Annotated in this window: 23 protein-coding genes; 5 read left to right on the forward strand and 18 right to left on the reverse strand. The window is 72.2% G+C overall.

The window, feature by feature from the left end:
• Position 1: 1 nt before the first annotated feature.
• Positions 2-526: a hypothetical protein gene (locus tag ACWCYY_RS23935; protein WP_449797185.1), complete on the reverse strand. Its 525-nt coding sequence runs from the start codon at positions 524-526 to the stop codon at positions 2-4.
• Between the two features lie 350 nt (positions 527-876).
• On the opposite strand from ACWCYY_RS23935, the gene ACWCYY_RS23940 reads away from it, so the two are divergent.
• Positions 877-2052 (forward strand): hypothetical protein, encoded by a 1176-nt coding sequence (locus ACWCYY_RS23940; RefSeq protein ID WP_449797186.1) that lies wholly within the window; start codon positions 877-879, stop codon positions 2050-2052.
• 216 nt (positions 2053-2268) lie between these two features.
• On the opposite strand, the gene ACWCYY_RS23945 is transcribed toward ACWCYY_RS23940, so the two are convergent.
• Positions 2269-4623 (reverse strand): hypothetical protein, encoded by a 2355-nt coding sequence (locus tag ACWCYY_RS23945; RefSeq protein ID WP_449797187.1) that lies wholly within the window; start codon positions 4621-4623, stop codon positions 2269-2271.
• A 206-nt stretch (positions 4624-4829) separates the two neighbouring features.
• Between ACWCYY_RS23945 and ACWCYY_RS23950 the strand changes: the two genes are divergently transcribed.
• Positions 4830-6182, forward strand: a complete 1353-nt coding sequence (locus tag ACWCYY_RS23950) for an ABC transporter substrate-binding protein (protein WP_449797188.1) — start codon at positions 4830-4832, stop codon at positions 6180-6182.
• 63 nt (positions 6183-6245) lie between these two features.
• Here ACWCYY_RS23950 and ACWCYY_RS23955 read toward each other — a convergent pair whose 3' ends face one another.
• The 8 genes from ACWCYY_RS23955 to ACWCYY_RS23990 form a co-directional block, all read right to left on the reverse strand.
• Positions 6246-6821, reverse strand: a complete 576-nt coding sequence (locus ACWCYY_RS23955; RefSeq protein ID WP_345282625.1) for an RICIN domain-containing protein — start codon at positions 6819-6821, stop codon at positions 6246-6248.
• A gap of 146 nt (positions 6822-6967) precedes the next feature.
• Positions 6968-7393: a hypothetical protein gene (locus ACWCYY_RS23960; protein WP_345282627.1), complete on the reverse strand. Its 426-nt coding sequence runs from the start codon at positions 7391-7393 to the stop codon at positions 6968-6970.
• 231 nt (positions 7394-7624) lie between these two features.
• The gene (locus ACWCYY_RS23965; RefSeq protein ID WP_345282631.1) at positions 7625-7978 is read right to left on the reverse strand and encodes a hypothetical protein; all 354 of its coding nucleotides are present in this window, start codon (positions 7976-7978) and stop codon (positions 7625-7627) included.
• A gap of 96 nt (positions 7979-8074) precedes the next feature.
• Positions 8075-8584 (reverse strand): GNAT family N-acetyltransferase, encoded by a 510-nt coding sequence (locus ACWCYY_RS23970; RefSeq protein WP_345282633.1) that lies wholly within the window; start codon positions 8582-8584, stop codon positions 8075-8077.
• A complete protein-coding gene (locus ACWCYY_RS23975) occupies positions 8581-9216 on the reverse strand; it encodes an isochorismatase family protein (protein ID WP_380149792.1) in 636 nt (211 codons plus the stop codon). Before ACWCYY_RS23975 ends, ACWCYY_RS23970 begins: the two co-directional genes overlap by 4 nt.
• A gap of 39 nt (positions 9217-9255) precedes the next feature.
• Entirely contained in the window at positions 9256-10899 is a 1644-nt protein-coding gene (locus ACWCYY_RS23980; RefSeq protein WP_449797189.1) for a (2,3-dihydroxybenzoyl)adenylate synthase, read from the reverse strand.
• Positions 10896-12098: an isochorismate synthase gene (locus tag ACWCYY_RS23985; protein ID WP_449797190.1), complete on the reverse strand. Its 1203-nt coding sequence runs from the start codon at positions 12096-12098 to the stop codon at positions 10896-10898. Before ACWCYY_RS23985 ends, ACWCYY_RS23980 begins: the two co-directional genes overlap by 4 nt.
• Positions 12099-12192: 94 nt before the next feature.
• On the reverse strand, positions 12193-12942 hold the full coding sequence (locus ACWCYY_RS23990; RefSeq protein ID WP_345282639.1) for a 2,3-dihydro-2,3-dihydroxybenzoate dehydrogenase: 750 nt from the start codon (positions 12940-12942) through the stop codon (positions 12193-12195).
• Positions 12943-13113: 171 nt separating this feature from the next.
• Here ACWCYY_RS23990 and ACWCYY_RS23995 point away from each other — a divergent pair, with 171 nt between their 5' ends.
• Entirely contained in the window at positions 13114-13575 is a 462-nt protein-coding gene (locus ACWCYY_RS23995) for a nuclear transport factor 2 family protein (protein WP_449797191.1), read from the forward strand.
• A gap of 76 nt (positions 13576-13651) precedes the next feature.
• Here the strand turns inward: ACWCYY_RS23995 and ACWCYY_RS24000 are convergent, their stop codons facing one another.
• The 3 genes from ACWCYY_RS24000 to ACWCYY_RS24010 all read right to left on the reverse strand — a co-directional run bounded on the left by ACWCYY_RS24000 (position 13652) and on the right by ACWCYY_RS24010 (position 17052).
• Complete coding sequence (locus ACWCYY_RS24000; RefSeq protein ID WP_345282641.1) at positions 13652-13804, reverse strand: hypothetical protein; 153 nt, start codon at positions 13802-13804, stop codon at positions 13652-13654.
• A gap of 231 nt (positions 13805-14035) precedes the next feature.
• Positions 14036-15475, reverse strand: coding sequence for a Re/Si-specific NAD(P)(+) transhydrogenase subunit beta (pntB, locus tag ACWCYY_RS24005; protein WP_449797192.1), 1440 nt, complete (start codon positions 15473-15475; stop codon positions 14036-14038).
• Positions 15476-15480: 5 nt separating this feature from the next.
• Positions 15481-17052: a Re/Si-specific NAD(P)(+) transhydrogenase subunit alpha gene (locus ACWCYY_RS24010; protein WP_380149793.1), complete on the reverse strand. Its 1572-nt coding sequence runs from the start codon at positions 17050-17052 to the stop codon at positions 15481-15483.
• 215 nt (positions 17053-17267) lie between these two features.
• Here ACWCYY_RS24010 and ACWCYY_RS24015 point away from each other — a divergent pair, with 215 nt between their 5' ends.
• Positions 17268-18605: a cytochrome P450 gene (locus tag ACWCYY_RS24015; RefSeq protein WP_449797193.1), complete on the forward strand. Its 1338-nt coding sequence runs from the start codon at positions 17268-17270 to the stop codon at positions 18603-18605.
• A gap of 15 nt (positions 18606-18620) precedes the next feature.
• On the opposite strand, the gene ACWCYY_RS24020 is transcribed toward ACWCYY_RS24015, so the two are convergent.
• The 3 genes from ACWCYY_RS24020 to ACWCYY_RS24030 form a co-directional block, all read right to left on the reverse strand.
• Complete coding sequence (locus ACWCYY_RS24020) at positions 18621-19241, reverse strand: L-threonylcarbamoyladenylate synthase (RefSeq protein ID WP_449797194.1); 621 nt, start codon at positions 19239-19241, stop codon at positions 18621-18623.
• A gap of 106 nt (positions 19242-19347) precedes the next feature.
• On the reverse strand, positions 19348-19563 hold the full coding sequence (locus tag ACWCYY_RS24025) for an e9imm peptide (RefSeq protein WP_449797195.1): 216 nt from the start codon (positions 19561-19563) through the stop codon (positions 19348-19350).
• A gap of 147 nt (positions 19564-19710) precedes the next feature.
• A complete protein-coding gene (locus ACWCYY_RS24030) occupies positions 19711-21570 on the reverse strand; it encodes a hypothetical protein (RefSeq protein WP_449797196.1) in 1860 nt (619 codons plus the stop codon).
• Positions 21571-21802: 232 nt separating this feature from the next.
• Here ACWCYY_RS24030 and ACWCYY_RS24035 point away from each other — a divergent pair, with 232 nt between their 5' ends.
• On the forward strand, positions 21803-22372 hold the full coding sequence (locus ACWCYY_RS24035; protein WP_345282653.1) for a hypothetical protein: 570 nt from the start codon (positions 21803-21805) through the stop codon (positions 22370-22372).
• 115 nt (positions 22373-22487) lie between these two features.
• On the opposite strand, the gene ACWCYY_RS24040 is transcribed toward ACWCYY_RS24035, so the two are convergent.
• Both ACWCYY_RS24040 and ACWCYY_RS24045 read right to left on the reverse strand, forming a co-directional pair.
• Positions 22488-22913: a type II toxin-antitoxin system VapC family toxin gene (locus ACWCYY_RS24040; RefSeq protein ID WP_449797197.1), complete on the reverse strand. Its 426-nt coding sequence runs from the start codon at positions 22911-22913 to the stop codon at positions 22488-22490.
• A 17-nt stretch (positions 22914-22930) separates the two neighbouring features.
• Positions 22931-23206, reverse strand: a complete 276-nt coding sequence (locus ACWCYY_RS24045; protein WP_449797198.1) for a hypothetical protein — start codon at positions 23204-23206, stop codon at positions 22931-22933.
• Between the last annotated feature and the right edge of the window lie 214 nt (positions 23207-23420).

A 23420-nucleotide genomic window follows, 5' to 3' on the forward strand; every position in this document is an offset into this window, starting at 1 on the left:
GTCAGTGCCTTCCGCTCTGCGAGATCCGCGGGGTCACCGGGATGTGCACGGGGTTGTCCACCCGGGCGACCGGCAGGGCCGGGGCCTGGGGTATCGCGATCTCGGCCGCGTCGAGGTCCTCCAGCGTGGAGATGATCGACTGCTCCGCGTTGTCGTAGCCCTCGGCCATGGCCTTCATGCCCTCGGCGATGCCCTTCAGCGCCTCGGGCAGGCTCCTGACCACCTCCAGGGTGTCCTTGCTGAACTTCAGGTAGCCCTTGTCGCCCTCGGCGAACTTCTTCCCCGAGTCGTCGTTGCCCCAAGGGCTTGTGGCTTCCGCCGAGGGCAGGAAGGCCTCCAACGAGGCCGACAGCGCACGGACCTGCTCAGCCGCGGCGAGCAGCGGCGACACCGCCGCCTGGTACTGCTCCGGCTTGACCTGGAACCCCTGCCCGGCGTCACCGCCGCCCTGAGCGGGAGCCGCCGACACGCTCACGCGTCGGGTGGCCTGGAGTCTCTCGGCCCGGACCGGCTCGTCGCTGCTCATGGTGCTCCTCCGTCGTCCACCGGTCAGGTCTTCAGCGGGGGAAGTTAGCCTGCCCGGGTGGCCGCCACATGACGGGCCGGGGGATCGCAGGCATCCGCAGGGATGACGGTGTGACGGCCCATCAGCTCCATGGATGTGCCGGGGGCGGCGTGCGGGTTCCCCTACGGGCGCACCGGTCCGTGTGGTGGAGGGGTGTTCAGAGGCCGCCCGGTCCGTGGCCGGTGAGCTCAACTCGCGTGCGCGACAGTAGATCTGACGGAACGTCGTTTATCGGATGTGTAGTCCGGTCCGTGAAGATCCTGTGCCTGTCCGGCCGTCGGGGCGGCGCACCACGAGTGGAGGAGTACCGGGTGATCGGGTTCGAGATCGAGATCTGTCTTCCCGTCGCGGACCAGGCGGGGGACCCGATCGCCGGGGACACCCTGCTGGCCGCCAGCAGGACCGTGCACGGGTACGGGCGGGGGGACGTCCCGATCTACACGCTGGTCTCCGACTACCGCTCGCTGCCCACCCAGCAGGCGTACTCCAACCTCGAGTTCGTGACCAAGCCCTGGCGCGTGGTCGGGGATGCGCGGGTGGTCGGGCCGGTGCTGGTGGAGAACACCCTGGGCCAGATCCGCCAGGTGCGGGACGCGCTGTACGAGGTGGCGGAGGAGGCCGCCGAGACCGAGGAGGGCACCGCCCCGTTGGACGTGGCGGCCGCCACCTGGCTGAACTACACCACGGCCGGGAAGGCCCTGTTGCTGACCCCGGGCAACGGCTACGAGGAGGAGGCCGGGACCGAGGGCAACGGGGACGGCCTGTACCCGCACTACTCGGTGGGCGTGCCGCTGGGCGGGATGCCGTACTTCCTGGACCGGTTGCGGGAGGCGGCGCCGGTGGTGGACGACGAGATGCTGCTGCCGCAGGCGCGGCACCGGCTGGTGCAGGCCAAGGCCTTCGCCGCCTCGGCGATGGAGGACTTCCGGCAGCGCGGGGCCGGCGAGAGCCGGGCCCGGGAGCGCCGGGAGCTGGACGGCTACCTCCAGTTCGCCTTCACCCAGATCGCGGCCTTCGCGGACTACGTGGCCCCGGACGAGGACGAGGGCCAGATCAAGAACGGCACCGTACTGCTGAGCCGTGCCGTCCTCGCCGAGGTGTTCGCCCAACTCTCCGCCGAGGCCCAGAGCTTCCTGCGGCAGCGGGTGCAGGATCTGATCACGAAGGTGTCCGAGTACCAGGAGGACCCGTACGAGGGGCCGAAGCTGGCGTTCCGCGACCGGGCCACCCGGGCGATCGTCGCCAACGCCCCGGTCTCCCTGGTGGCCTACGCCCAGGCCGCCTTCAACGGCCGCGTCTCGATCTCCCAGGAGCGGGTCTTCGGCGGGATGCGCGAGGTGCCGCCGCACGCGGAGGAGGAGGCCGTGATGATCCCGTTCGAGATCCGCACCCTGCGGGCGAGCCGGAAGACCTGGGGGCAGCTCAGCACGGACCTGGCCGACCTCTGCACCTGGGCCCAGGCCGCCTATGAGCGCGGACGGGTCTGACCGCCCCGCATCCGGTGTTTGATTCTGGTGATTTGGGTTTGATAGCGTTCGATTGCTGTCGGCGACCCCGCCGCACCCGGTCGTCACATGGGCGTGTCGGCTGGTCGGGGTCAAGCCAACAGCGTGGTGGCGGCGGCCGTTGAGGGTCGGTCCGTCGTCACGAGAGGCCGGTGACGCCCCTCCGTTCGTCGGGGGTCACCGGCCTCTCGGCCGTTCTCAGGAGGCCTGGGCGGTCGCGGTGGCGCCGGGGGCGACGGAGACGGTGGTGTAGCTGTAGGTGGTGCCGTCGACGGTCCTGGTGGAGACGGGCCGGGCGGTGCCGTTCACCGTGATGGCGGAGACGGTGCCGGGGAAGCGGGCCTCCCAGGTGTAGGTGTCGGGGCCGGTGGTGTTGGTGAGGGTGGACCTGGTGGCGCCGTCGTGGCGCAGGGTCAGGGAGTTGGCGCCCAGGCGCAGGTCGGAGACCTGCAGCCAGCCCATGCCGGTGGGCAGGTGGGAGGCGGTGGCCAGGGAGCGGGCCGGGGCGTTGGGCTGGACGCCCATCAGGCCCTCGACGGTCTGGCTGACCAGGGTGAAGGAGACCTCGGGGTAGTCGCCGTTGTTGCCCTGCTGGGTGACGGGGTGCTTGTCGTCGCGGCGGTCGTAGACGTACTGCATCCACTTCCACGCGGTGTCGTTGCGGTTGTAGGTGAAGTAGGTGTCGGGCAGGTAGGTGATCGCCTCGATGTTGGCGGGCTTGCCGCTCCCGCTCGCCTGCTGGTCGATGTAGTCGAGGTAGGCGTCGTTGCGGGCGCCCGGTGCGGTGATCCGCTTCATCGGCATGAACCAGCTGTTCTCCTTGCCCCAGCCGGTCGACGAGGAGCCGGCGGTGGAGTAGCCGCGGACCATCGCCGCACCCGAACCCGAGCCGCTCCAGGTGGAGTTGAAGTAGGACTTCAGGTCGGCGGCCTTCTGGGTGTACTGGGCGGAGAGTGCGGAGTCACCCTTGCCGGCGGCCAGCGCGGCCATCGCCAGGAAGGCCTGGTACTGGGAGCCGATGGAGTCGCCGGCCTCGGCGAAGTGGTCGTCGCCGAGCTCCTCGTAGCTGGCGGAGCCGGAGAAGATGCCGTTGCCGGTGCCCTCGGCGACGCCGTTCGGCTTGGCCGAGTCGTGCAGCTCGACGAACTCCTTGGTGGCGTGCCGGTAGTAGTCCCACAGGGCGGAGTCGTCGAGGTAGGAGCGGTCGCCGCTCCAGCGGTAGGCCTCGTCGGCCTTCTCGACCAGCTCGAAGGCGGCCGGGACCTCGCGGACGAAGGAGTCCGGGCCGGCGTAGTCGATCGAGAGGTAGGTCCGGTTGTCGAAGTTGAGTGCCCAGACGGGGTAGTACTTGTGCTCCGGGGTCGCCGAGGCGGCGAAGGCGCGGAGCATGGTGAGGTTCTCCTCGTTGAGGCCCAGCACCGAGGCACCGGCGACCTGGTGGGCCATGTCCCGGGAGTAGTACGCGCTGCGGTGGGCGTAGCCGGCCCAGTAGGAGGCCTGGTAGGTGGCGCTGCCCGAGCCGGAGGGGTGGCCCTCGTCCACGTTGAGCGGGCCGGCGGCGCCGGGGACCTGGACCCAGCTGTTGGCCTTGCGCTTGGCCCAGTCGAAGAGGGCGGCCGCCTTGGGGTCGGAGGAGGTGACCACCGGGTCGGCCGGAGCGGCGGGGGAGAGCATCAGGTCGTCGACGTTGACCCAGGCGGAGCCCGACTCGAAGGCGATCTCCACGCTGTCGCCGGCCTTCACCGGCACCCGGCTGACGGTGTAGCGGGCGTAGCTGGAGCGGCTGGGCAGGGGGACCGTCCCGGCGGTGGCGCCGTTGACCCGGACGGTGAAGGCGGCGCCGGTGCCGCCGGTGGCGATCCAGGCGGTGAAGTCGAAGCTGCCGTCGGCGATCGGGGTGACGGTCTGCCAGACCTTCTTGCCCGCACCCCCGTCCAGGTAGGCGAGCCGGCCGCCGAAGTGCGGGTTGTTGGTGGCGGTGCCGGTGCCGGGTGTGAAGTTCCAGGCGGTGGTGCCGAGTTCGAAGCCGGGGTTGGTCACGGCGATCGGTGCGCTGCGGAAGACGGCGACGTCGTCGACGTTGATCCAGGCGGTGCCGGACTCGAAGGCGATCTCCACGCTGTCGCCGGCCTTCACGGTGACCCGGGGCACGGTGTGCCGGGTGTAGGAGGAGGCCGCCGGCAGGGCGACGGTGCCGGCGGTGGCGCCGTTGACCCGGACGGTGAAGCTGCCGCCCGCGCCGCCGGTGGCGATCCAGGCGGTGACGTCGTAGGTGCCGGCCGTGGTGGGGGTGACGGTCTGCCAGATCCTCTTGCCGGCGCCCGCGTCCAGGTAGGCGAGCCGGGCCCCGGTGCGGGGGTTGTTGGTGCCGGTGCCGGTGCCGGCGGTGAAGTTCCAGGCGGTGGCGCCCTGTTCGAAGCCGGGGTTGGCGAGGGCGGGCGGCGGCGCGGTGGCCGCGGCCGCGGTGGGGGCGGCGGCGGTGAGCGGCGCGAGGCCGGCGAGCAGGGAGAGGGCCACGAGGACGGTCGGGCGCGGGGGCCGGGCGGGGCGCATCGGGGGGCTCCGGTCTGAGGGCGGACGGAAGGCGACGGGCGGACGCTAGCAGTCCGGGTAGGACTTTCCCTAGTCTTGCAAGATTGCGATGCCATATACGTCAGAAAGCTTCCATGAATACCTTGCAAGCAACTTTGCAAGGTTGCTAGCCTCCTGCCCCGTCGGCAACGGAGCCGGCTCGGAGCAAGTGGTCAAGGGGTTCTGACATGGACATAAGCCGTCGCGGAGTGCTGCAAGCCGCAGGGACGCTCGCCGTGGGCCTGGGCCTGTCAGGAGTCGCGGCGTGCGCGAGTACCGGCGCCCCGAAGCCCCGGGCGGGTGCGGACGATCCCGGCTCGGCCACCAAGGGCGACATCTCGGTCTGGAGCTGGCAGGGCCCCGCCGCCCAGCTCAAGGCGCTGGTTCCGGCGTTCAACGCGGTGTTCCCCGACATCAAGGTCACCGTCCAGGACATCGGGAACCCGGCGATCTGGGAGAAGATCAACACCGGCATGGCCGCCGGCGGTGCCGGTCTGGCCGACGTCCTGCACATCGGCGTGGACTACCTGCCGGGCTACGTGGAGAAGTTCCCGATCGGTCTCGCCGACCTGGGCCCGCTCGGCGCCTCCCGCCACAAGGATTCCTTCGCCCAGGGCCTGTGGGCCACCGTCGCCCCCCAGGGCCGCGTCAACGCCCTTCCCTGGGAAGCGAATTCGGGCGGATTCTGGTACCGGGCCGACGTGTTCGAGCAGGCCGGGGTGGACCCGGGCGCGCTGGACACCTGGGACGACGCGATCGAGGCCGGCAAGAAGATCAAGGCCAGGACCGGTAAGTACCTGCTGGGCATCGACAAGCCCGCCTCGCAGGCCGACGCCGCCAACTTCTTCCAGCTGCTGCTCCAGCTCCAGGGCGCCTTCTACTTCAACCTGGAAGGTGCCATCACGCTGGACTCGCCCGAGGCGGTCAAGGCCATGACCGTCATCAAGCGGATGAACGACGCCGGGCTGGTCTCCGACCTGGCGGGCGGCTGGACCGCGCTGATCAGCTCGATCAAGCAGGGCACCGCCGCGGTGCTGCCCTGGCCCACCTGGTTCGGCGGCGTGATCGAGGAGACCGTCCCTGAGGAGGCGGGCAAGTGGGCGGTCCGGCTGCCCCCGGCGATGCGGCGCGGCGGCTCCACCGCCGCCACCGTCAACTCCACCCACCTGGCGATCAACGGCAGCAGCACCCAGCAGGCCGCCGCGTGGACCTTCATCGAGTACGTGCTGACCCGGCCGGAGTCCCAGGTCGCCATCTACCGGGGCAAGGGCATCGCCCCCGCCCTGCTCAAGGCCTACGAGGACCCGGTCTTCCACACCACCTCGCCCTTCTTCCGCGAGCAGCGCAAGGGCGAGGTCTTCCTGGAGGCGCTCAAGGCGCCCTCACCGGCCTTCAACTACACCTCCGACTACGCCCGCGCCCTCAAGGTGGTGACGGACGCGCAGACCAAGGTCCTGCTCAAGGGCGCCGACCCGGCGGACGCGCTGCGCAAGGCCGCCGACCAGCTGGCCCAGCAGTCGGGGCGCAAGCTGGTCAGGTGAGCCGGACGCGGGAGGCGGCGGCCCCCGGGGAGGGGGCCGCCGCCGTGGTGGGGTGACCTTCCGTCAGTGCCAGACCCAGGTCTGCTGGGAGCCGCCGTTGCGGTCCCAGAGCTGGACGTAGGTGCCGTTGTAGCGGATGGTGTTGAGGTCCGCGTCGAGGACGCGGGCGTTCTTCTTGGTCTGCAGGGCGTGGCCGTCCCAGATCCAGATCTGGTTGTCCCAGCCGTTGCAGTCCCAGAGCTGGATCCTGGTGCCGTTGCCCCCGATGGTGTTGAGGTCGGCGTCCAGGCAGCGGTGGTTGTACTCGGTCTGGATCCAGTAGTAGCCGACCGGCTGGCCGGCGACCGGGGTCCAGATCCAGGTCTGCTGGGCCTGGCCGCTGCAGTCCCAGAGCTGCACCTTGGTCCCGTTGCCGCCGATGCTGTTGAGGTCGGCGTCGAGGCAGCGGTTGCTGTACCCGTTGGTCAGGGCCGTGGTGCGGTACTGGGTGGCGGCCAGGGTCGACTGGGACGAACTGCCCACGACCGGGGGTCCCGGGGCCGCGGCCGCCGCCTCCGCACTGGTGGTGCCGCCCACCAGGGCCAGCGAGAGGGTGCTCATTCCGGCCGCGATGCCGAGGCCGATCCGGAGTCTGGTCATCTGTGCCTCACAACGTCTCGTCGCGCGTGCTTCCTTGACCGGTAGTCGGGGGAGGCCTTGCGCCCGTCCCCCGACTGCCTCCTCCAAGGTAGGAGCGAGATAAGCACCGCACATGAGGCCGTCGTCCCGGTCCGGTCCCGGGACCGCTAGAGCTCCTCGTCCCGGGCGAGTTCGTCCCACGGGAGGTCCAGCAGCCCGTCCACCGCCACGGTTCCTGACGGGAGGTCAGGGGTGGGCTGGAGCCAGATCACGGTCAGTTCGGACTCGTGCAGGTACCGGGGCAGCTCCGGATCGACCGGTTCGGAGGTGAAGCGGCCGACGCAGACGACGGCGGGCAGCAGCTCGACCGGACCGAAGGCGCTGCCCGGATCGCCCGTGAGCTCGCGCGGCGGCTCGACCAGGTGGCCGGGGCGCCCGCCGGCGACGGCCTGGCGGCGCAGGCCCGCCAGCTTCATGTCGTTGACGGGTCCGCAGGGGTAGCCCTCCAGGAAGTCGCCGTAGGTCGAGGAGAGCGTGACGGAGCGGAGCTCCACGGTGCGGCCGGAGGCGAGCAGGAGCTGGGTCAGTGCCATGGCCGTACGCTAGCGCGGACGTCCGCCGGACGCCCTCGGCGCTGGTGCGGGCGATCCGGGTGACCCAGGGGAGCGGCCGCAGGTCGTCGATGCCGAGGACGATGGGCGCGCGGGTGTCGTTCATGAGGGCATGCTCCCAGGCGCGCGGGGCGCCGACCAGCGAGTTCCCGCAGCCCGGGCGGGGCGCGCCGACTGACGGGCGGTCGGCTCCGGCCGGCGGCCGACGGGCGGTCAGCCCCGGTCCACGCTGACGCCGCCGACCAGCCCCCAGGCGTTGACGTGGACGGTCGGGCCGCCGAGGCGGTCCGGGCCGTCGTCGCTGACACCGCCGAGGCGCAGGCCGGTGACCTTGACGTTGACGTCGGGGCGGACCCGGAGGCGGACGCCGCCGATCAGGCTCAGTTTGGTGATGCGCAGTTCCGCGGTCTCCGGGAGGTCGACCTCGGTGAGGTCGACGTCGACGCCGCCGATCAAGGAGGCGGCCAGGGTGCGGGCGTGGACCTCCTCGCCCGAGAGGCGGGTGCCGCCGATGATGCTGATCCGGACGTCGGTGCTGCCGTCGTCCTGCTTCCCCGTGTTCGTCATGGGCTTCACCGTAGGGCCGCAGGGGAGTTGACGGACAGTGGGACGACGCACGTGCGGGAGATGACGGATGTCATCCCCCGCACACCGTCGGCTCCGTCACCCCGGGAGGTGCAGGTAGGTGCGCGAGCCCCGGGCCGGGTCCAGGGTGGCCGTCCAGGCGGGCGGGGCCAGCGCGGGCGGGACTTCGGTGAAGCCGTGGCGTTCGAACAGCAGGCCGGAGCCGGTGGTGGCGGTGCAGACGGTGTGCAGGCCGAGCCGGCGGGCCTCGGCGAGGACGGCCGCGACCAGGGCACCGCCCAGGCCCGCGCCCTGGCGGCCGGGCCGCACGCAGAGGTTGTGCAGGACCCCGGCGGGCGGCCGCCCGGGCTCGGGCGGGAGCGGCCGCAGCGCCGCGCAGCCGTCCACCGTCGAGCCGTCGGAGTCGGTCAGCAGGAGGAACTGGGCCGCCGTCAGCCGGTACTCGCGCGGGGTGCGCGGGCGCAGTTCGCCACTGCGCATGAAGGGCCGGGAGAGGGCGTAGAGCTGGCCGGCGTCGGCCGGGACGGCGTGGCGGGGCCGCGGCCGGGCGTGGGAGGGGAGCGGGCGGGTCGGCGCGGCGAGGGTCATCGCAGGGCCGCCGCGAGCCGCTCGGTGGTGGTGACCACGCCGCACTTGTCGGCGATCCAGGCCAGCGCGCCCAGGTGCCGCTCCCGGTCGAAGTCGGCGGTGGCGTCGGCCACCACGAAGGCCTGGAGGTCGTGGCTCCAGGCGTCGGCGGCGGTCATCTGGACGCCGATGTGGGCGTAGACGCCGACGATCACCAGCTGGTCGCGCCCGGCGGCGGCCAGCTGCCCGGCCAGGTCGGTGCGGGCGAAGGCGCTGTACTTCCACTTGGTCACGTGCCCGTCGCCGGGCCGCGGCGCGACGGCCTCGGGGGAGGCGAGCGAGGCCGGGTCGTCCGGCATGCCGGGGCCCCAGAAGTCGTACTGCAGGCCGCGTTCCTCGCGGCTCTGCCCGCCGCGCTGGTGCGAGTGGATCACCGGTACCCCGGCCGCCCGGGCCAGGTCGAGCAGCCGGGCGGTGTTGGCCAGGGCCGGGGCGAGCGGCTCGGCCGCGGGGGCGAAGCGGGAGAGGAAGTGGTGTTGGAGGTCGTGGACCAGGACGGCGGCCCGCGCCGGGTCGACTGCCCAGGGCACCCGGGGTGCCGGGACGTCCCGCTGCTCCGGGAGCGGGTAGGGGGCGATGGTGGGAAGTGCCATGGCGGAGGGGGTCCTTAGCTGAGGAGCGTCGGCCGGAGCCTACTGGGCGGCGGTGGAGCGCAGGTCCTTCTTGCTGACCTTGCCGATCCCGGTCTGCGGGAAGGCGTCGACGAACTCGATCCGGTCCGGCACCTTGTAGTCGGCCAGGCCGGCCGCCCGGACGAAGGCGCGCAGCTGGGCGGCGCGCGGCGGCTCGGCGTCCTGACGCAGGATCACGTACGCCAGGGTCCGCTCGCCCAGGTACGGGTCGGGCACCGCGACCACCGAGGCGTCGTGCACCGCGGGGTGGCCGAGCAGCACGTTCTCCACCTCCTCGGCGGCGACCTTCTCGCCGCCCCGGTTGATCTGGTCCTTGGCGCGGCCCTCGACCACCAGGTGGCCGGTGGGCGTGCGGCGGACCAGGTCCCCGGTGCGGTAGAAGCCGTCGGCGGTGAAGGAGCGGGCGTTGTGCTCGGGCGCCCGCCAGTAGCCGCGGATGGTGTACGGGCCGCGGGTGAGCAGGTGGCCGGTGGCGCCGTCGGGCAGGTCGCGGTCCTGGTCGTCGACGATCCGCACCTCGTCGTCCTGGTCGCTGATCGGGCGGCCCTGGGTGGTGAGGACGGTGAGCTCGTCGTCCTCGGGGCGGGTGTAGTTGACCAGCCCCTCGGCCATGCCGAAGACCTGCTGGAGCCGGCAGCCGAGGGCCGGGCCGAGGCGGCGGGCGGCCTCCTCGCTGAGCTTGGCCCCGCCGACCTGGAGCAGCTCCAGACTGGAGAGGTCGTGCCCGGCGTGCGGGGCCGCGTCCGCCCAGGCCAGCGCGACCGGCGGCACCACGCCGGTGAGGGTGACCCGCTCGCGGGCGATCAGCGCCAGCGCGGTGCCCGGGCTCGGGTCCGGGGCGAGCACCACCCGGCCGCCGACGAAGAAGGTGCCGAGCGAACCCGGGGAGCTGAGCGGGAAGTTGTGGGCGGCGGGCAGCGCGCAGAGGTAGACGGAGGACGGGCTCAACCCGCAGATCCGCGCCGACTCGCGGACGCTGTAGAGGTAGTCGTCGTGGGCCCGGGGGATCAGCTTGGGCAGGCCGGTGGAGCCGCCGGAGAGCTGGAGGAAGGCGAGCTCGGTGCTGGCGGGCGACTCCGCCACCCGCTGCGGCTGCGCGGCGCGCAGCTCGTCCAGCGGGAGGTGCGGCCCGGGCTCGCCGACGACGAAGACCTCGATCGGCTCGGCCAGCGCCGCCAGCACCTCGGAGGCCAACTGCCGGTGGTCGTACCCGGCGTGGCGTTCCGGCACGAAGAGGGCCCTGGCCCCGGCGAACTCGCAGAAGTACGTGAGCTCGGCGCGGCGGTGCGCGGGCAGCGCCATCACCGGGACCACCCCGGCCCGCAGCAGGCCGAAGAAGACCTCGAAGAACTCGGCGGTGTTGGGGAGTTGCAGCACCACCCGGTCACCCGGACGGAAGCCGCGGGCCAGCAGGCCGGCGGCGACGGCGTCCGCCCGGCGGTCCAGCTCCGCGTAGCTCCAGTGGCGTTCGCCGTCCGTGACCGCGATCCGGCCCGGGCGGGCGGTGGCGTGGCGGCGGATCATCTCGTCCAGCCGCTCGCCGGTCCAGTAACCGGCCGCGCGGTAGCGGGCGGCGGTCTCGGCGGGCCAGGAGCCGAGGAGGTCGCGCCCCTCGGGTGCCTCGGGCTCGTCGGTGTGCGTCACTTGGTGTCCTCCAGACCGACCGCGTGCAGGAAGGTGCCGAACTTGGCGGTGGTCTCGGCGAGTTCGGCCTCCGGGTCGGAGGCCTCCACCACGCCGGCGCCCGCGTACAGGCGCAGCCCGTCGCCCTCCGCCTCGGCGCAGCGCAGGGTCACCACCCACTCGCCGTCCCCGTCCGCGTCCCCCCAGCCGACCGCGCCGGTGTACAGACCCCGGTCGAAGGGCTCCAGCTCGGCGATCAGCTCCCGGGCCCGGTCGGTCGGGGTGCCGCAGATCGCCGGGGTGGGGTGGAGCGCGAGCGCCAGCTCCAGGGCCGAGACGGAGGGGTCGCGCAGGGTGGCGGTGATGGTGGTGGACAGGTGCCACATCGCGGCCGTCCGTACCAGGGTGGGCCGTTGGGGGACGGTCAGCTCCTCGCAGTACGGCTCCAGCACCCGGCGGATGGCATCGGTGACGAAGGCGTGCTCGGCAAGGTCCTTCGGCGAGTCCAGCAGCGCGGCGGCCCGACGGATGTCCTCGGCCAGATCGGCGCTGCGGGCGGCGGAGCCGGCCAGCGGGTTGGAGACCACGGTGCGGCCCCGGCGGGAGACCAGCAGCTCCGGGCTGGCGCCGACCAGGGTCGCGGCGCCCCCGGCGGGGACGGCGAAGGTGTGGCCGCCGGGGTCGCGGTGGATCAGCCGGGCCAGCATCGCCGGCAGATCGGCCCCACCGGGCGCCGTCAGCTCCAGCGTCCGGGCCAGCACCACCTTGGACGGGCCGGTCCCGGCCCGCATCCGGCGCACCGCCTCGGCCACCGCCTCCACGTACAACGGTCCTGCGGGGACCGGGAGTTGAGTCCAGTCGCGGCCGCTCGCGGCGGCGGCCCGGCGGGCCGGCAGCAGGAAGGCCGGATCCTCGGCGGCCGGGCCGCCCCGGTGCACCTCGGCGGGTACGAACAGGCGGGCCGGACGGCCGGGGGCGAAGGGGATGGCGCCGACCAGCAGCGGGGTCCCGCCCACCGTGCGGCGGGCCTCCTCCAGCGCCTCGGCGGCCCGCGCCGGGTCGGTGACGTGGCGCAGCACGCCCCGGGCCAGCAGGGTGGAGTGCGGGCCGGCCAGGAAGGCCTGGTCGGGGCCCGGGCGGTAGGCGGCCAGCAGGCTGCTCGGTGAGGCGGCCGGGGTGTCGGCGTGGGTGCCGGCGGGGGCCTGGTAGGCCGTGGTCATGCTGCTCCGTTCTTCGTCCGGCGTGGCTTCGGGCGCCGGGATGGGGAGGATGGGGCGGGGCGTGCGGCGGGGCGTGCGGTGGGGTGACGCCGTGTCAGGCCCGGAGCGTGGCGCCGCCGTCGACGTACAGGTCGTGCATGGTGATCTGCCGGGCGCGGTCGCTGACCAGGAAGGCGACGGCCTCCGCGACGTCCTCGGCGGCGCCGATCCGGCCCAGCGGGATGCCGACCCGGTAGTTGTCCGGGTCGCCGTCGAGCACGCGGCGCTCGCTCTGCTCGTCGGTCCAGAACTGGCGCTGCATCTCGGTGTAGGTGGAGCCGGGGGAGACCAGGTTGCACCGCACTCCGTCCCGGGCCAGCTCCAGCCCGAGGACCTTGGTGAACATCGCGGCGGCGGCCTTGGAGGCCGCGTACGCGGCCATCCGGGTGCGGGGCACCCCGGCGGCGTTGGAGCCGACGGTGACCACCGAACCGGAGCCGCGGGCGGCCATCCGGCGGCCGACGGCCCGGCAGGTGTGGAAGACGCCGGTGGTGTTGACCGCGAAGGTCTCCGCCCAGTCCTGGTCGGTGAGTTCGAGCACCGGGGCGGGGCGCAGGATGCCCGCCACGTTCACCAGGATGGAGATCGGCCCGGTCTCGCGCTCGATCCGGTCCACCGTCGCCTCGACGGCGGCGCCGTCGGTGACGTCCAGGTAGGTCACGTCGTCGTGCGGGGTGTTGATGTCGGTGGCCACCACCCGGGCCCCCCGGTCGGCGAGCGCCCGGGCGACGGCCGCGCCGATGCCGCGGGCGGCTCCCGTCACCAGGGCGATCCTGCCGTCCAGTTCACGTATGTCCTCGGCCATGCCGCTGTCCTTCTCCCGGTGGTGGTGCTTCGGCGCACGGGCAGGCCGGGGCGGGCCGGTGATCTGGTCGGGCGCAGCAGTTAGGTTAGCCTAACCGAACTGTTTTCGGGTGATCGCGACGGGGCCGGAAACCGCTTGCGTCGCGTCTGGCGGGCGCTGGTAGAAAGGGCCATGGACGACGAGATCATCTCCCCGGTCGAGCGTATGCTGGCCGAACGCGCCTGCGAGCGCGTCATCGTGGACTTCATCCACCGCCTCGACCTCGGTGACCCCGGCTCGGTGGCGGAGCTCTTCACGCCGGACGGTTTCTGGCACTGGCCCCACGGGGGACGGCGGATCGAGGGGCGCGAGGCGCTGCGGCGCTACTTCGGCTCCCGCCCGGCGGACCGGCTGTCGCGCCGTCTGATGACCAACCTGCTGGTCACGGTGGAGGCCGGCGGCACGGCGCGCGCCGTCTCCTATCTGACGACGTACCGGGTCGACGGCTACGCAGGGGGGATGATCGAGCCCCGGGTGCCGGTGAACGTCGGGCACTACGATGACGTCTTCCGCCGGGTCGACGGTGTGTGGCTACTGGCCGGCCGTACCGTCTTCCTCCCCTTCGGGGCCGACACCGAGCGACTGTCCGCCTGAGGATCCGTGGGGTGCCGGAAACGGCGGACGGGCCGTCACCGTGGTGCTGGTGACGGCCCGTCGTGGATCGGGGTGCTCATGCGTCGACGCTGGTCAGAGCCTGACGGGCGCGCTCGTTGGTGCGCTTGGCGCGTTCGCGGAGCTTGAGCGCGCGGGCGAGGCGGAAGCTGCGGGCCTCCTGCAGGCGCATGTCGATGGTGGCCTGAGCGGTGGCGAGGTTGTAGGTCATGTCGTCCCCCAAGGACCAGCGGCGTCCGTTGGCATCACCTCGATGCCGGTTCCCCCGGATCGCCTGCTGTGCTTCTGATTCTACACCATCCCGAGCCTCGCTGCCTTCAATTGTCAGCCAGCTCGGGGGATGTGACTCTGTATTGAAGGGGAAAGGACTTGCGTATGAACAATCGGAATGCAGTCCGCCCCTGCCGGGGGCCGGCAGGGGCGGACGATGGAGCGGGGGTGGTCAGCGGCCGGCGCCGGCCGGGGTGAGGGCGTCCAGGGCGACCAGGATCTGGTCGACGCTCTGCTTGGCGTCGCCGAAGAGCATGCTGCTGTTCTCGCGGAAGAACAGCGGGTTCTGCACGCCCGCGTAGCCGGAGGCCATCGAGCGCTTGAAGACGATGACCTGGCCCGCCTCCCAGACCTTGAGCACCGGCATGCCGGCGATCGGGCTGGTCGGGTCCTCCTCGGCGGCCGGGTTGACGGTGTCGTTGGCCCCGATGACCAGGACCACGTCCGTGTCCGCGAAGTCGTCGTTGATCTCGTCCATCTCCAGGACGATGTCGTACGGCACCTTGGCCTCGGCCAGCAGCACGTTCATGTGCCCGGGCAGCCGGCCCGCCACGGGGTGGACGCCGAAGCGGACCTCGACGCCGCGCTCGCGCAGCCGGCGGGTGAGCTCGGCGACGGGGTGCTGGGCCTGGGCGACCGCCATGCCGTAGCCGGGGGTGATGATCACCGACCGGGCCTCGGCCAGGAGTTCGGCCGCCTCGGCGGCCTGCACCTCGCGGTGCTCGCCCTCCTCCTCGCCGCCGCCGGAGGCCGGTGCCTCGACGCCGAAGCCGCCCGCGATGACGGAGACGAAGGAGCGGTTCATCGCCTTGCACATGATGTAGGAGAGGTAGGCACCGGAGGAGCCGACCAGTGCCCCGGTCACGATCAGCAGGTTGTTGTCCAGCAGGAAGCCCGCCGCCGCGGCCGCCCAGCCCGAGTAGCTGTTGAGCATCGAGACGACGACCGGCATGTCGCCGCCGCCGATCGAGGCCACCAGGTGCCAGCCGAGCGCCAGCGCCAGCACGGTGACCGCGATCATCAGGCCCAGGCCCGGGCTGACGGTGAACCAGACCGTGAGGCCGACGAAGGCGCCGAGCGCGCCGAGGTTGAGCACGTTCTTGCCCGGCAGCATCAGCGGGCGGGAGTTGATCCGGGCGGAGAGCTTGAGGAAGGCGACGATCGAGCCGGTGAAGGTGACCGCGCCGATGAAGATGCCGATGAACACCTCCGCGTGGTGGATGCCCAGCAGGTCCGCGCCGACCGCGGTCTGCGCGGCGCCGTGCGCCTCCACCTCCAGGTAGCTGTTCCAGCCGACCAGCACCGCGGCCAGACCCACGAAGCTGTGCAGCACGGCGATGAGTTCGGGCATCTCGGTCATCTCGACCCGCTTGGCCCGCCAGAGGCCGATCGCCCCACCGACCGCCATCGCGACCACGATCAGGGTCACGGCCCCGGCGTCGATCGAACGGGAGGCGACGATCACGGTGGCGGCGAGGGCGAGGGCCATGCCGGCGATGCCGTACGCGACACCCGCGCGGGCGGTGCGGTGCTGCGAGAGCCCCGCCAGGCTGAGGATGAACAGCAGGGCGGCGACCAGGTCCGCGGCGTTCGCGGCCGTCAAGGAGGTCATCGGGCTCAACGCCTTTCGGGGGAGGAGGAGAACATGCCGAGCATGCGACGGGTGACGGCGAAACCGCCGAAGACGTTGATGCTGGTGAGCAGGATCGCCACCGCCGAGAGCACGGTGACCAGCACGCTCTCGTGCCCGACCTGGAGCAGGGCGCCGACCACCACGATCCCGGAGATCGCGTTGGTCACCGACATCAGCGGGGTGTGCAGCGCGTGGTGCACCTTGCCGATGACGTAGTAGCCGATCACCACGGCGAGCGAGAACACCGTGAAGTTCCGGCCCAGTTGGGCCGGCGCGAAGGCGACCAGGGCGAACACCGCGAGCATCCCGAGGCCGATCAGCCCGAAGCGCACCGCCGGGGTCAGCCGGGACGCCTTCGGCTCCGCGACGGCCGCCGGCGCGGGCTTGGCCTGCGCGGCCGGTGCGGCCGAGACCGAGACGGGGGGCGGCGGCCAGGTGATCTCGCCCTCGCGGACCACGGTGACGGCCCGCTGCACCACGTCCTCGAAGTCGACCGTCAGGTGGCCGTCCTTGCCGGGGGTCAGCAGCTTCAGCAGGTTGACCAGGTTGGTGCCGAACAGCTGCGAGGCCTGCGCGGGCAGGCGCGAGGCCAGGTCGGTGTAGCCGATGATCGTGACGCCGTTCTCGGTCACCACCGTGCGGCCGGCCACCGTGCCCTCGACGTTGCCGCCCTGCGAGGCGGCCATGTCCACGATGACGCTGCCCGGCTTCATCGCCGCCACGTCACGGGCCGTCAGCAGCCGCGGCGCCGGGCGGCCGGGGATCAGCGCGGTGGTCACCACGATGTCCACGTCCCGTGCCTGCGCGTGGTACAGCTCGGCCGCCGCCCGGTCGTAGTCGGCCGAGGTCGCCTTGGCGTACCCGTCGGTGCTCGCCTCCTGGGCGACCTCCACGGGCAGGTACTCGCCGCCCAGCGACTTCACCTGGTCGGCCACCTCCGGCCGCGGGTCGGTCGCCCGGACGATCGCGCCCAGACTGGAGGCGGCACCGATCGCGGCCAGCCCGGCCACGCCCGCGCCCGCCACCAGCACCTTGGCCGGCGGCACCTTGCCCGCCGCCGTCACCTGCCCGGTGAAGAAGCGCCCGAAGACGTGCGCGGCCTCGATCACCGCCCGGTACCCGGCGATGTTCGCCATCGAACTGAGCACGTCCATCGACTGCGCCCGGGAGATCCGGGGCACCGCCTCCAGCGCCAGCGCGGTGACCTGACGCTCCGCCAGCGCCTCCAGCAGCTCCGGCCGCTGGGCGGGTGCCAGCATGCCGACCAGCGTGGTCCCCTTCTTCAGGCGGGCGATCTCGTCGGCGGAGGGGGCGTTCACCTTCAGCACGACCTCGGCCGCCCAGGCGTCGCCGACCGCCGCACCGGCCTCGGTGAAGGCCTCGTCGCTGAACCCGGAGGACGTGCCGGCGCCGGACTCGACGACGACCTGGTAGCCGAGCGCGAGCAGGCCGCGCACCGTGGACGGGGTCGCCGCGACCCGGGTCTCCCCGGAGATCGACTCGGCTACCACGCCGATGGTCTGGGGAGGGTGGTGCGCGGAGTCGTCTGCAGACATCTCTCGTGATCTCTCTCGTCGGATGGAGCCGCTGAAAGGGGGTTGGTGCACAAGGTGTTCGACGCGGGCGCAGCAGTCGACGGGCGCACTCCGGCGGGGTGATCCGCGGAGAGTCCCTTGGAGGCAGGAACCTACACGTCCGGGCCCGCCTTGGGGACGGGGCAAAGCCGTGACGTGCTTCACCAAACGGCGGATCTGCCGTAGCGTCAGGCCCCGTGCCCCTGGACCAGGAACAGGTGAACCGGATCTTCCTCCCCGCCACCTACGCCGAAGGAGTGCCGTACCCGCTCCTGCGGGAGCTCCGGTCGGCCACCCCGGTCCGATGGGTCGAGGAGCCCGCGGTGGGCGACTGGCCGGCCGGGCCCGGCTACTGGGCGGTGCTGCGGCACGCCGACGTCCGGCACGTCCTGCGCACCCCCGCGACCTACTCCTCGCACCTCGGCGCCACCCAGATCCGCGACCCCGACACCGCCGCCGAGCTGGCCTTCGCCCGCACGATGATGCTCAACCAGGACCCGCCCGACCACGTGCGGCTGCGCCGGATCGTCGCCGCCGCCTTCACCCCGCGCGCGGTACGGGAGTTGACGGCGGGGATCGAGGAGCGGGCCGCGGCGCTCGTGCGCCCCGCCCGGCCGCTGCTCGCCGCGGGCCCCCTCGACCTCGTCCGCCTGGCGGCCGACCTGCCGGTCTGGACCCTGGCCCGGATCATGGGGGTGCCCGACCAGGACCGGACGCTGCTCGCGGGCTGGGCCGACCGGGTGATCGGTTACCAGGACTCCGACCATGCCGAAGCGGCTGCGGATACGTCAGGTCTGAGCGCGCTGGGGCGCGCGGCGGTCGCCGTCCGTCCGCGCCCGGAGGACCTGATCCGGCCGGACGGACGGCCCGTCAACCCGCGCTCCCGGGCGGCGCTGGCCGACATGTTCGCGTACGCGCACGGCCTGGCCCGGCGGCCGGCTCCCGGGAGCGTGCTGGCCCGGATGGTGGACGGCGGGCTGACGGAGCAGGAGTTCGAGACGACCTTCTTCCTCTTCGCGGTGGCCGGCAACGAGACGCTGCGCAACGGGGTGCCCGGTGGCCTGCACACCCTGCTCGCCCACCCCGAGGAGTACCGGCGCCTACGGGCCGATCCCTCGCGCACGCCCGCCGTGGTGGAGGAGATGCTGCGGTACTGGCCGCCGGTGATCGACTTCCGGCGCACCGTCACCCACGACGTCGAACTGGGCGGACAGCGGCTGCGGCGTGGCGACAAGGTGGTCGTCTACCACGCCGCCGCCAACCGTGACCCGGCCGTCTTCGCGGACCCCGACCGCTTCGACCCCGACCGCTTCGACCCCGGGCGGTCGGGCTCCGGGCGGTCGGGCCACGAGCACGTGAGCTTCGGTGACGGTCCGCACTTCTGCCTCGGTGCGCAGCTGGCGCGGGTGCAGATGCGGGCGATGGTGCGGGAGGTGGCCACGGGGCTGCCGGAGCTGGAGCCGGCGGGGGAGCCCGTCCGGCTGGTCTCCAACTTCCAGAACGGGCTCAAGTCCCTGCCCGTGCGGGTTCGTTGACCGGCTCCTGCGGCACTACTCGAAGCGGGAGGTGTCACCGGCCCCGTGGCGGACGATGCTCGCCTCGCCGTCGGAGAAGTCGATGACGGTGGTCGGCTCGGTGCCGCAGTCACCCGAGTCGAGCACGGCGTCCAGGACGTGGTCGAGCCGCTCCTTGATCTCCCACCCCTGCGTCATCGGCTCCTCGTCACCGGGGAGGATCAGGGTGCTGGAGACCAACGGCTCGCCGAGCTCGGCGAGCAGGGCGCGGGTGACGGCGTGGTCGGGGATGCGGACGCCGACGGTCTTCTTCTTGGGGTGGAGGAGGCGGCGCGGCACCTCCTTGGTGGCCGGGAGGATGAAGGTGTAGCTCCCGGGGGTCGCCGCCTTGACGGCGCGGAACACGTTGTTGTCGAGCTGCACGAACTGCCCCAGCTGCGCGAAGTCCTCGCACACCAGGGTGAAGTGGTGCCGGTCGTCCAGCCGCCGGATCGTCCGGATCCGCTCCAGCCCCTCGTGGTTGCCGAGCTGGCAGCCGAGGGCGAAACAGGAGTCGGTCGGGTACGCGATGAGGGCGCCCGAGCGGAGGCTGTCCGCCACCGTGTTGATGGTGCGGGGCTGGGGGGACTCTGGGTGCACGTCGAAGTACTTCGCCATTGGCCGACCCTACGGCACACCGGAGATCCACGGCAGCAGCCACGGCCTCCGCCCCGGACCGCGTCGACGGAACGTCAGGAGCGGAGCACGGGCGGCCCGGGGGCGGTCACAGGGCGATCGGCCGGTACGCCAGCGCCCGGTCGACCACCTCGGCGGCGCTCCGCACCTGTCCGTCCGCAGGCCAGAAGACCAGACCGGCGACGTGGCCGGTCGGACAGCCGAGCGCCCGGTCGAGCCGTTCCAGCACGCGATCCATCTTGTGCTCGTCGTACTCGACGTCCATGACCTTCCGCACCAGCGTGACCGCTTCTTCACGGCTCATCAGCAAGCCCGTTCACCTCTCGAAGTCCAGGGGAGCCCCCATCCAACCAGGGCACCGGCGAGCCGCGACGTGCTCTCCGCCGCCCCGCCAACGGCCGGAGGGGGCACGCCGTGGTGGCGTGCCCCCTCCCTGGCGACTGTCGGAGCGTCAGCTCACGTTGAATTCGTAGTAGCGGGTCTGGTAGGTCTTCCCGCTCCGGTCCTTCGCGTACACGGTGAGGGTGTGCACCCCGTTCGTGTCAGGGGTCCAGGAGACCTGCGCGGTCCCGTCGGCCTCCGCGGGGACGGTCGTCGTGGTGCCCCAGTCGAAGGAGTAGGTGTAGGACGCGGTGTTCTGGACCTTCGGGGCGAACGTGAAGACTCCGGCGACCCCGACGCCGCCGGTGGCCGCCTCCTCGCCGGTGTACTCCGGGTAGAGCTCGGAGGTGACGGTCGGGCTGGTGTCCACGTGGGCGAAGACCCGGGCCTCGGAGCTGACCCAGCCGTTCGGGCTGTGGCTGCGGACCGTGATCACGTTGCCTCCCTCGCGGTCGAGGGTGAAGGGCACCGAGGCGGTGCCGTCACTGCCGGCCGGGACGGTGAACGGCGTCTCGTAGTTGAGCTGGACGGTGTAGCTGTCGGCCGTGGCGAGGCTCGCGTTCGGCGCCAGGTGCAGGGTGAAGGGCGTCCCGAGCAGCACCGGGTCGGGCAGACCGGTCACGACGGGGGCGGTGTCCGGGACGTAGAACCAGTAGCTGGTGGCCGGCGACGGGTTGAACGCCCGGTCCACGCTGCGGACGTGGAGCACGTTCGGCCCGCTGCGCGGCGGCGTCAGCGAGAGCGTCGCCGGTCCGCCGAGCCGGGAGGCCCGGACGGTGCCCGGCAGCGAGAACGGGTCGGTGTACACCGGCACGCCGTTCGGTCCGTCCCACCAGCCGTTGACCGGGAAGTCCTGGCTCCAGCTGTACTGGTAACCCGCCACGTCGGCGACCGAGTTGGCCTTGAGCGTGAACTCGCCGGGGACCCCGCCGGGCACGGTCTGGCCGGCCGGGTAGTTCGTCGAGGTCAGCACCGGCGCGGCGGTGGGCAGGCTGGTGTCGACGCGGAAGGTGCAGGGCTTGGACCAGGCGGACCGGTCCGTGCCGTCACCGCCCTGGACCTGCCAGCTGTACGTGCCGCCGTCGGCGAGCAGCCCGGCCGGGACGGAGGCGCTCCGCCCGTACTCCCTGAGCATGTTCGTGCCCGTGAACTCGGTGCGCTGCTCGGGGTTGCCCGTCGGCCAGATCGCGAAGTGACCGGTGAGGTACTCGTCGGACGGGTCCGGGTCGTGCAGCATCGCGGTCAGCGACGGGGTCAGGGTCGGGATGAACGGGTGCGGCGTCGTGGTCGCGCACGCGCGGTCCTGGGTGTAGAGCTCGGTGGGAGCTCCCGGCTTGGTGTTGGCCGTGGCGTAGAAGAACATCCGGGTGTTCAGGTGACGACCCAGTGCGGTGTTCGACTCGTCGGCCTCGGGCAGCCGCAGCTCCAGCGAGAGCGTGTGGCCGTCCGTGGTCGCGGCCGCCGCGGCCGCCGCCGTCAGGTCCAGGCGCATGTAGGCGGCGGGGCCGCCGGCGCTGGTGGTCACGGTGCCCAGCAGCTTGCGCTCGGCGGGTGCCCGGCGCCAGGTGACGGGGTTGGCCGGCGTCGCCGTCTGCCAGACCTCGATGCTGCGCGGGACGTAGCTGGTGGCCGAGGTCTCGCCGAAGATGAGCCAGGCGGAGACCACCCGCTTCTTGGCGTCCTTGTCGGCATAGCCCGCCAGGTCGAACGAGGCGTAGGCGCGCGACTTGTGGGCGGTGCCCGCCTCGTCGAGCCAACTGCCCAGCGGCAGTTCGCCGGTCGGCTGCGGGTAACTCGTCGTCGGCGTGCGTTCGTCCGTGTAGGCCAGCGAGACCTGCGGTACCTGGCCGATGGGCGGTGCGGCCGCCGCACCCGTCGCGGACAGGACCACTCCCGCCAGTCCGATCGCCGCAGCGGTGACGACGCTCATGGGGCGCAGGGCCCGCAGACGTCTCAAATGCCTTGCCATGGTGTGGAATTCCTCCCCCGTCGCCCCGAAGGGCGGTGTCGTATGGCGGGCACTCTAGCCCCAGGCCGAGAGGGTGCGCGAAGGGATTGTGGAGCTCCGGAATCCCCGCTCGGACCCCTGTACCGTGCTGCGCCCGCGAACCGTCATCCGGCAGTTCACTCGCTGTTCGGGCGGGGCGGCCATGATGATCGACATGACGACGATCGACGGGGCCGGGCCGAGGGCCCATCACTACCGTTACGCACACCGGCTGTTGGCGGGGCTGGCACGGGACCTCGGGCCGCAGATGCTGGATCACGAGCCGGACGCCGGATTCACCGGGGGGCTCACGCAGCTCTGGGAGGGGTACGGCGAGAGGCTCCCGGAGGAGGAGCGCCTGCCCGCCGACGGTCTGTCCGCCGAGCTGGTCCGGCGCGACGGCTACCGGGCCCTGGTCGTCGTCCTGCCGCCGGCGGTGGCGCCGTCCGAGGCGCACCTGGTGGCGGTGGTCCAGGTCGGCGAGGCCGAGCAGTGCCGCTACCTGACCCTCGAACACGGCGTCAGCCCGATCGACCGTCAGCCGTACACGGTCCTCGGCGAATGGACCGCCGACGGCAGCCACCTCAACCTCGGCCCGGGCCCCGCCGCCGACCCGGAGGCCTTCATCGCGGTAGTGGAACGGGCGCTGGAGGAGTCCGCCCCCGTCCATGCTGCCACCCGGCTCGTCGAACCGGAGGGCGAGAAGCCAAGGGCTCGGGGACTGCGCGGGCTGTTCCGGCGCTGAACGCGGGTGGACGGGCCAGGGTGCCACGGGGCGCGGCCGACCGGTTCGGGAGGTGGTCGGCCCCGTTGTTCGCGATTGCTCCGAACGGCAGTTGACCTTGTCCGCGCACGGTGGTTCACCAGGCGGGGAGGACCTCCATCGGCTTCTCCCCGGCGTTCCGCGGGGCGATCACGGTGCGGTAGTGGCGGTCCAGGGAGAGGATGACCGGTCTCGGGAGCTGCCAGCAGAGTGCGGCGTTCGTCATGTCGGTCAGGCCGATCGCGTGGCCCTCGTACTGCAGCATCAGGTCTTCGGTCTGGCGCTGGAGGTCGGTGGTGATGGCCGGGATCCGCACGATGCCCATTCGGGAAAGTGCATTGATGCGCTGTGTGGCCTCGATCGCGATCCGCTCGCTCACCTTGGTGGTGAGCAGGTAGTCCAGCTCCGCCAGGACCATCGGTGAAATCACCAGGATGCGGGCTGCTCCCATGGCGGAGTTGGCTGCGAGGTGGTCGGGGTCGCGCCGGTCGAAGGCCGCGTACAGGACCGATGTGTCCGCCACGGCCAGAAGGACGCCGTTCATTGGCCGTCCCCGTCGGGCTGCTCGCGGGAGGCGTCCTCAAGGCCGAGTAGGGGAGTGGCGCGCTCCTGAGGCGTGAGCTCGCCGCTGTCGAACAGGCCCCAGTCCAGGTTGTTCGGTCCGTCGGGGATCGGGAAGATTCCGGCAGCGTGCTCGATCGCGAGCTCCTCGGGGGTTCGACCGAGGAGCTTGGCCAAGGCCGTGATGGCCTCGGCAACCTCGCCGGTGACGACGACCTCGGCACGGACGACCGGCGGCTCACCGGGTGGCGTCACTGCTGGCACTGGCTCACGACCTCTTCCTGGAGCAGGCATGCCCACGGCACGGTGCGGCCCCCGTGGTCGGGTGTTCGTTGCGCGGCAAGCGTTGTGAGCACCCGTCGGAGCGGCCCAGTGGGAATCCTACGGCCGCACGGCTCACTGTCCTGGGTTCTGGCATTCGGGTGCACTCGCACGGGTCTGTCCGCGCTTCCGGCCTCCCCGTGCGTCG

It is taken from the genome of Kitasatospora sp. NPDC001664 (assembly GCF_053596675.1).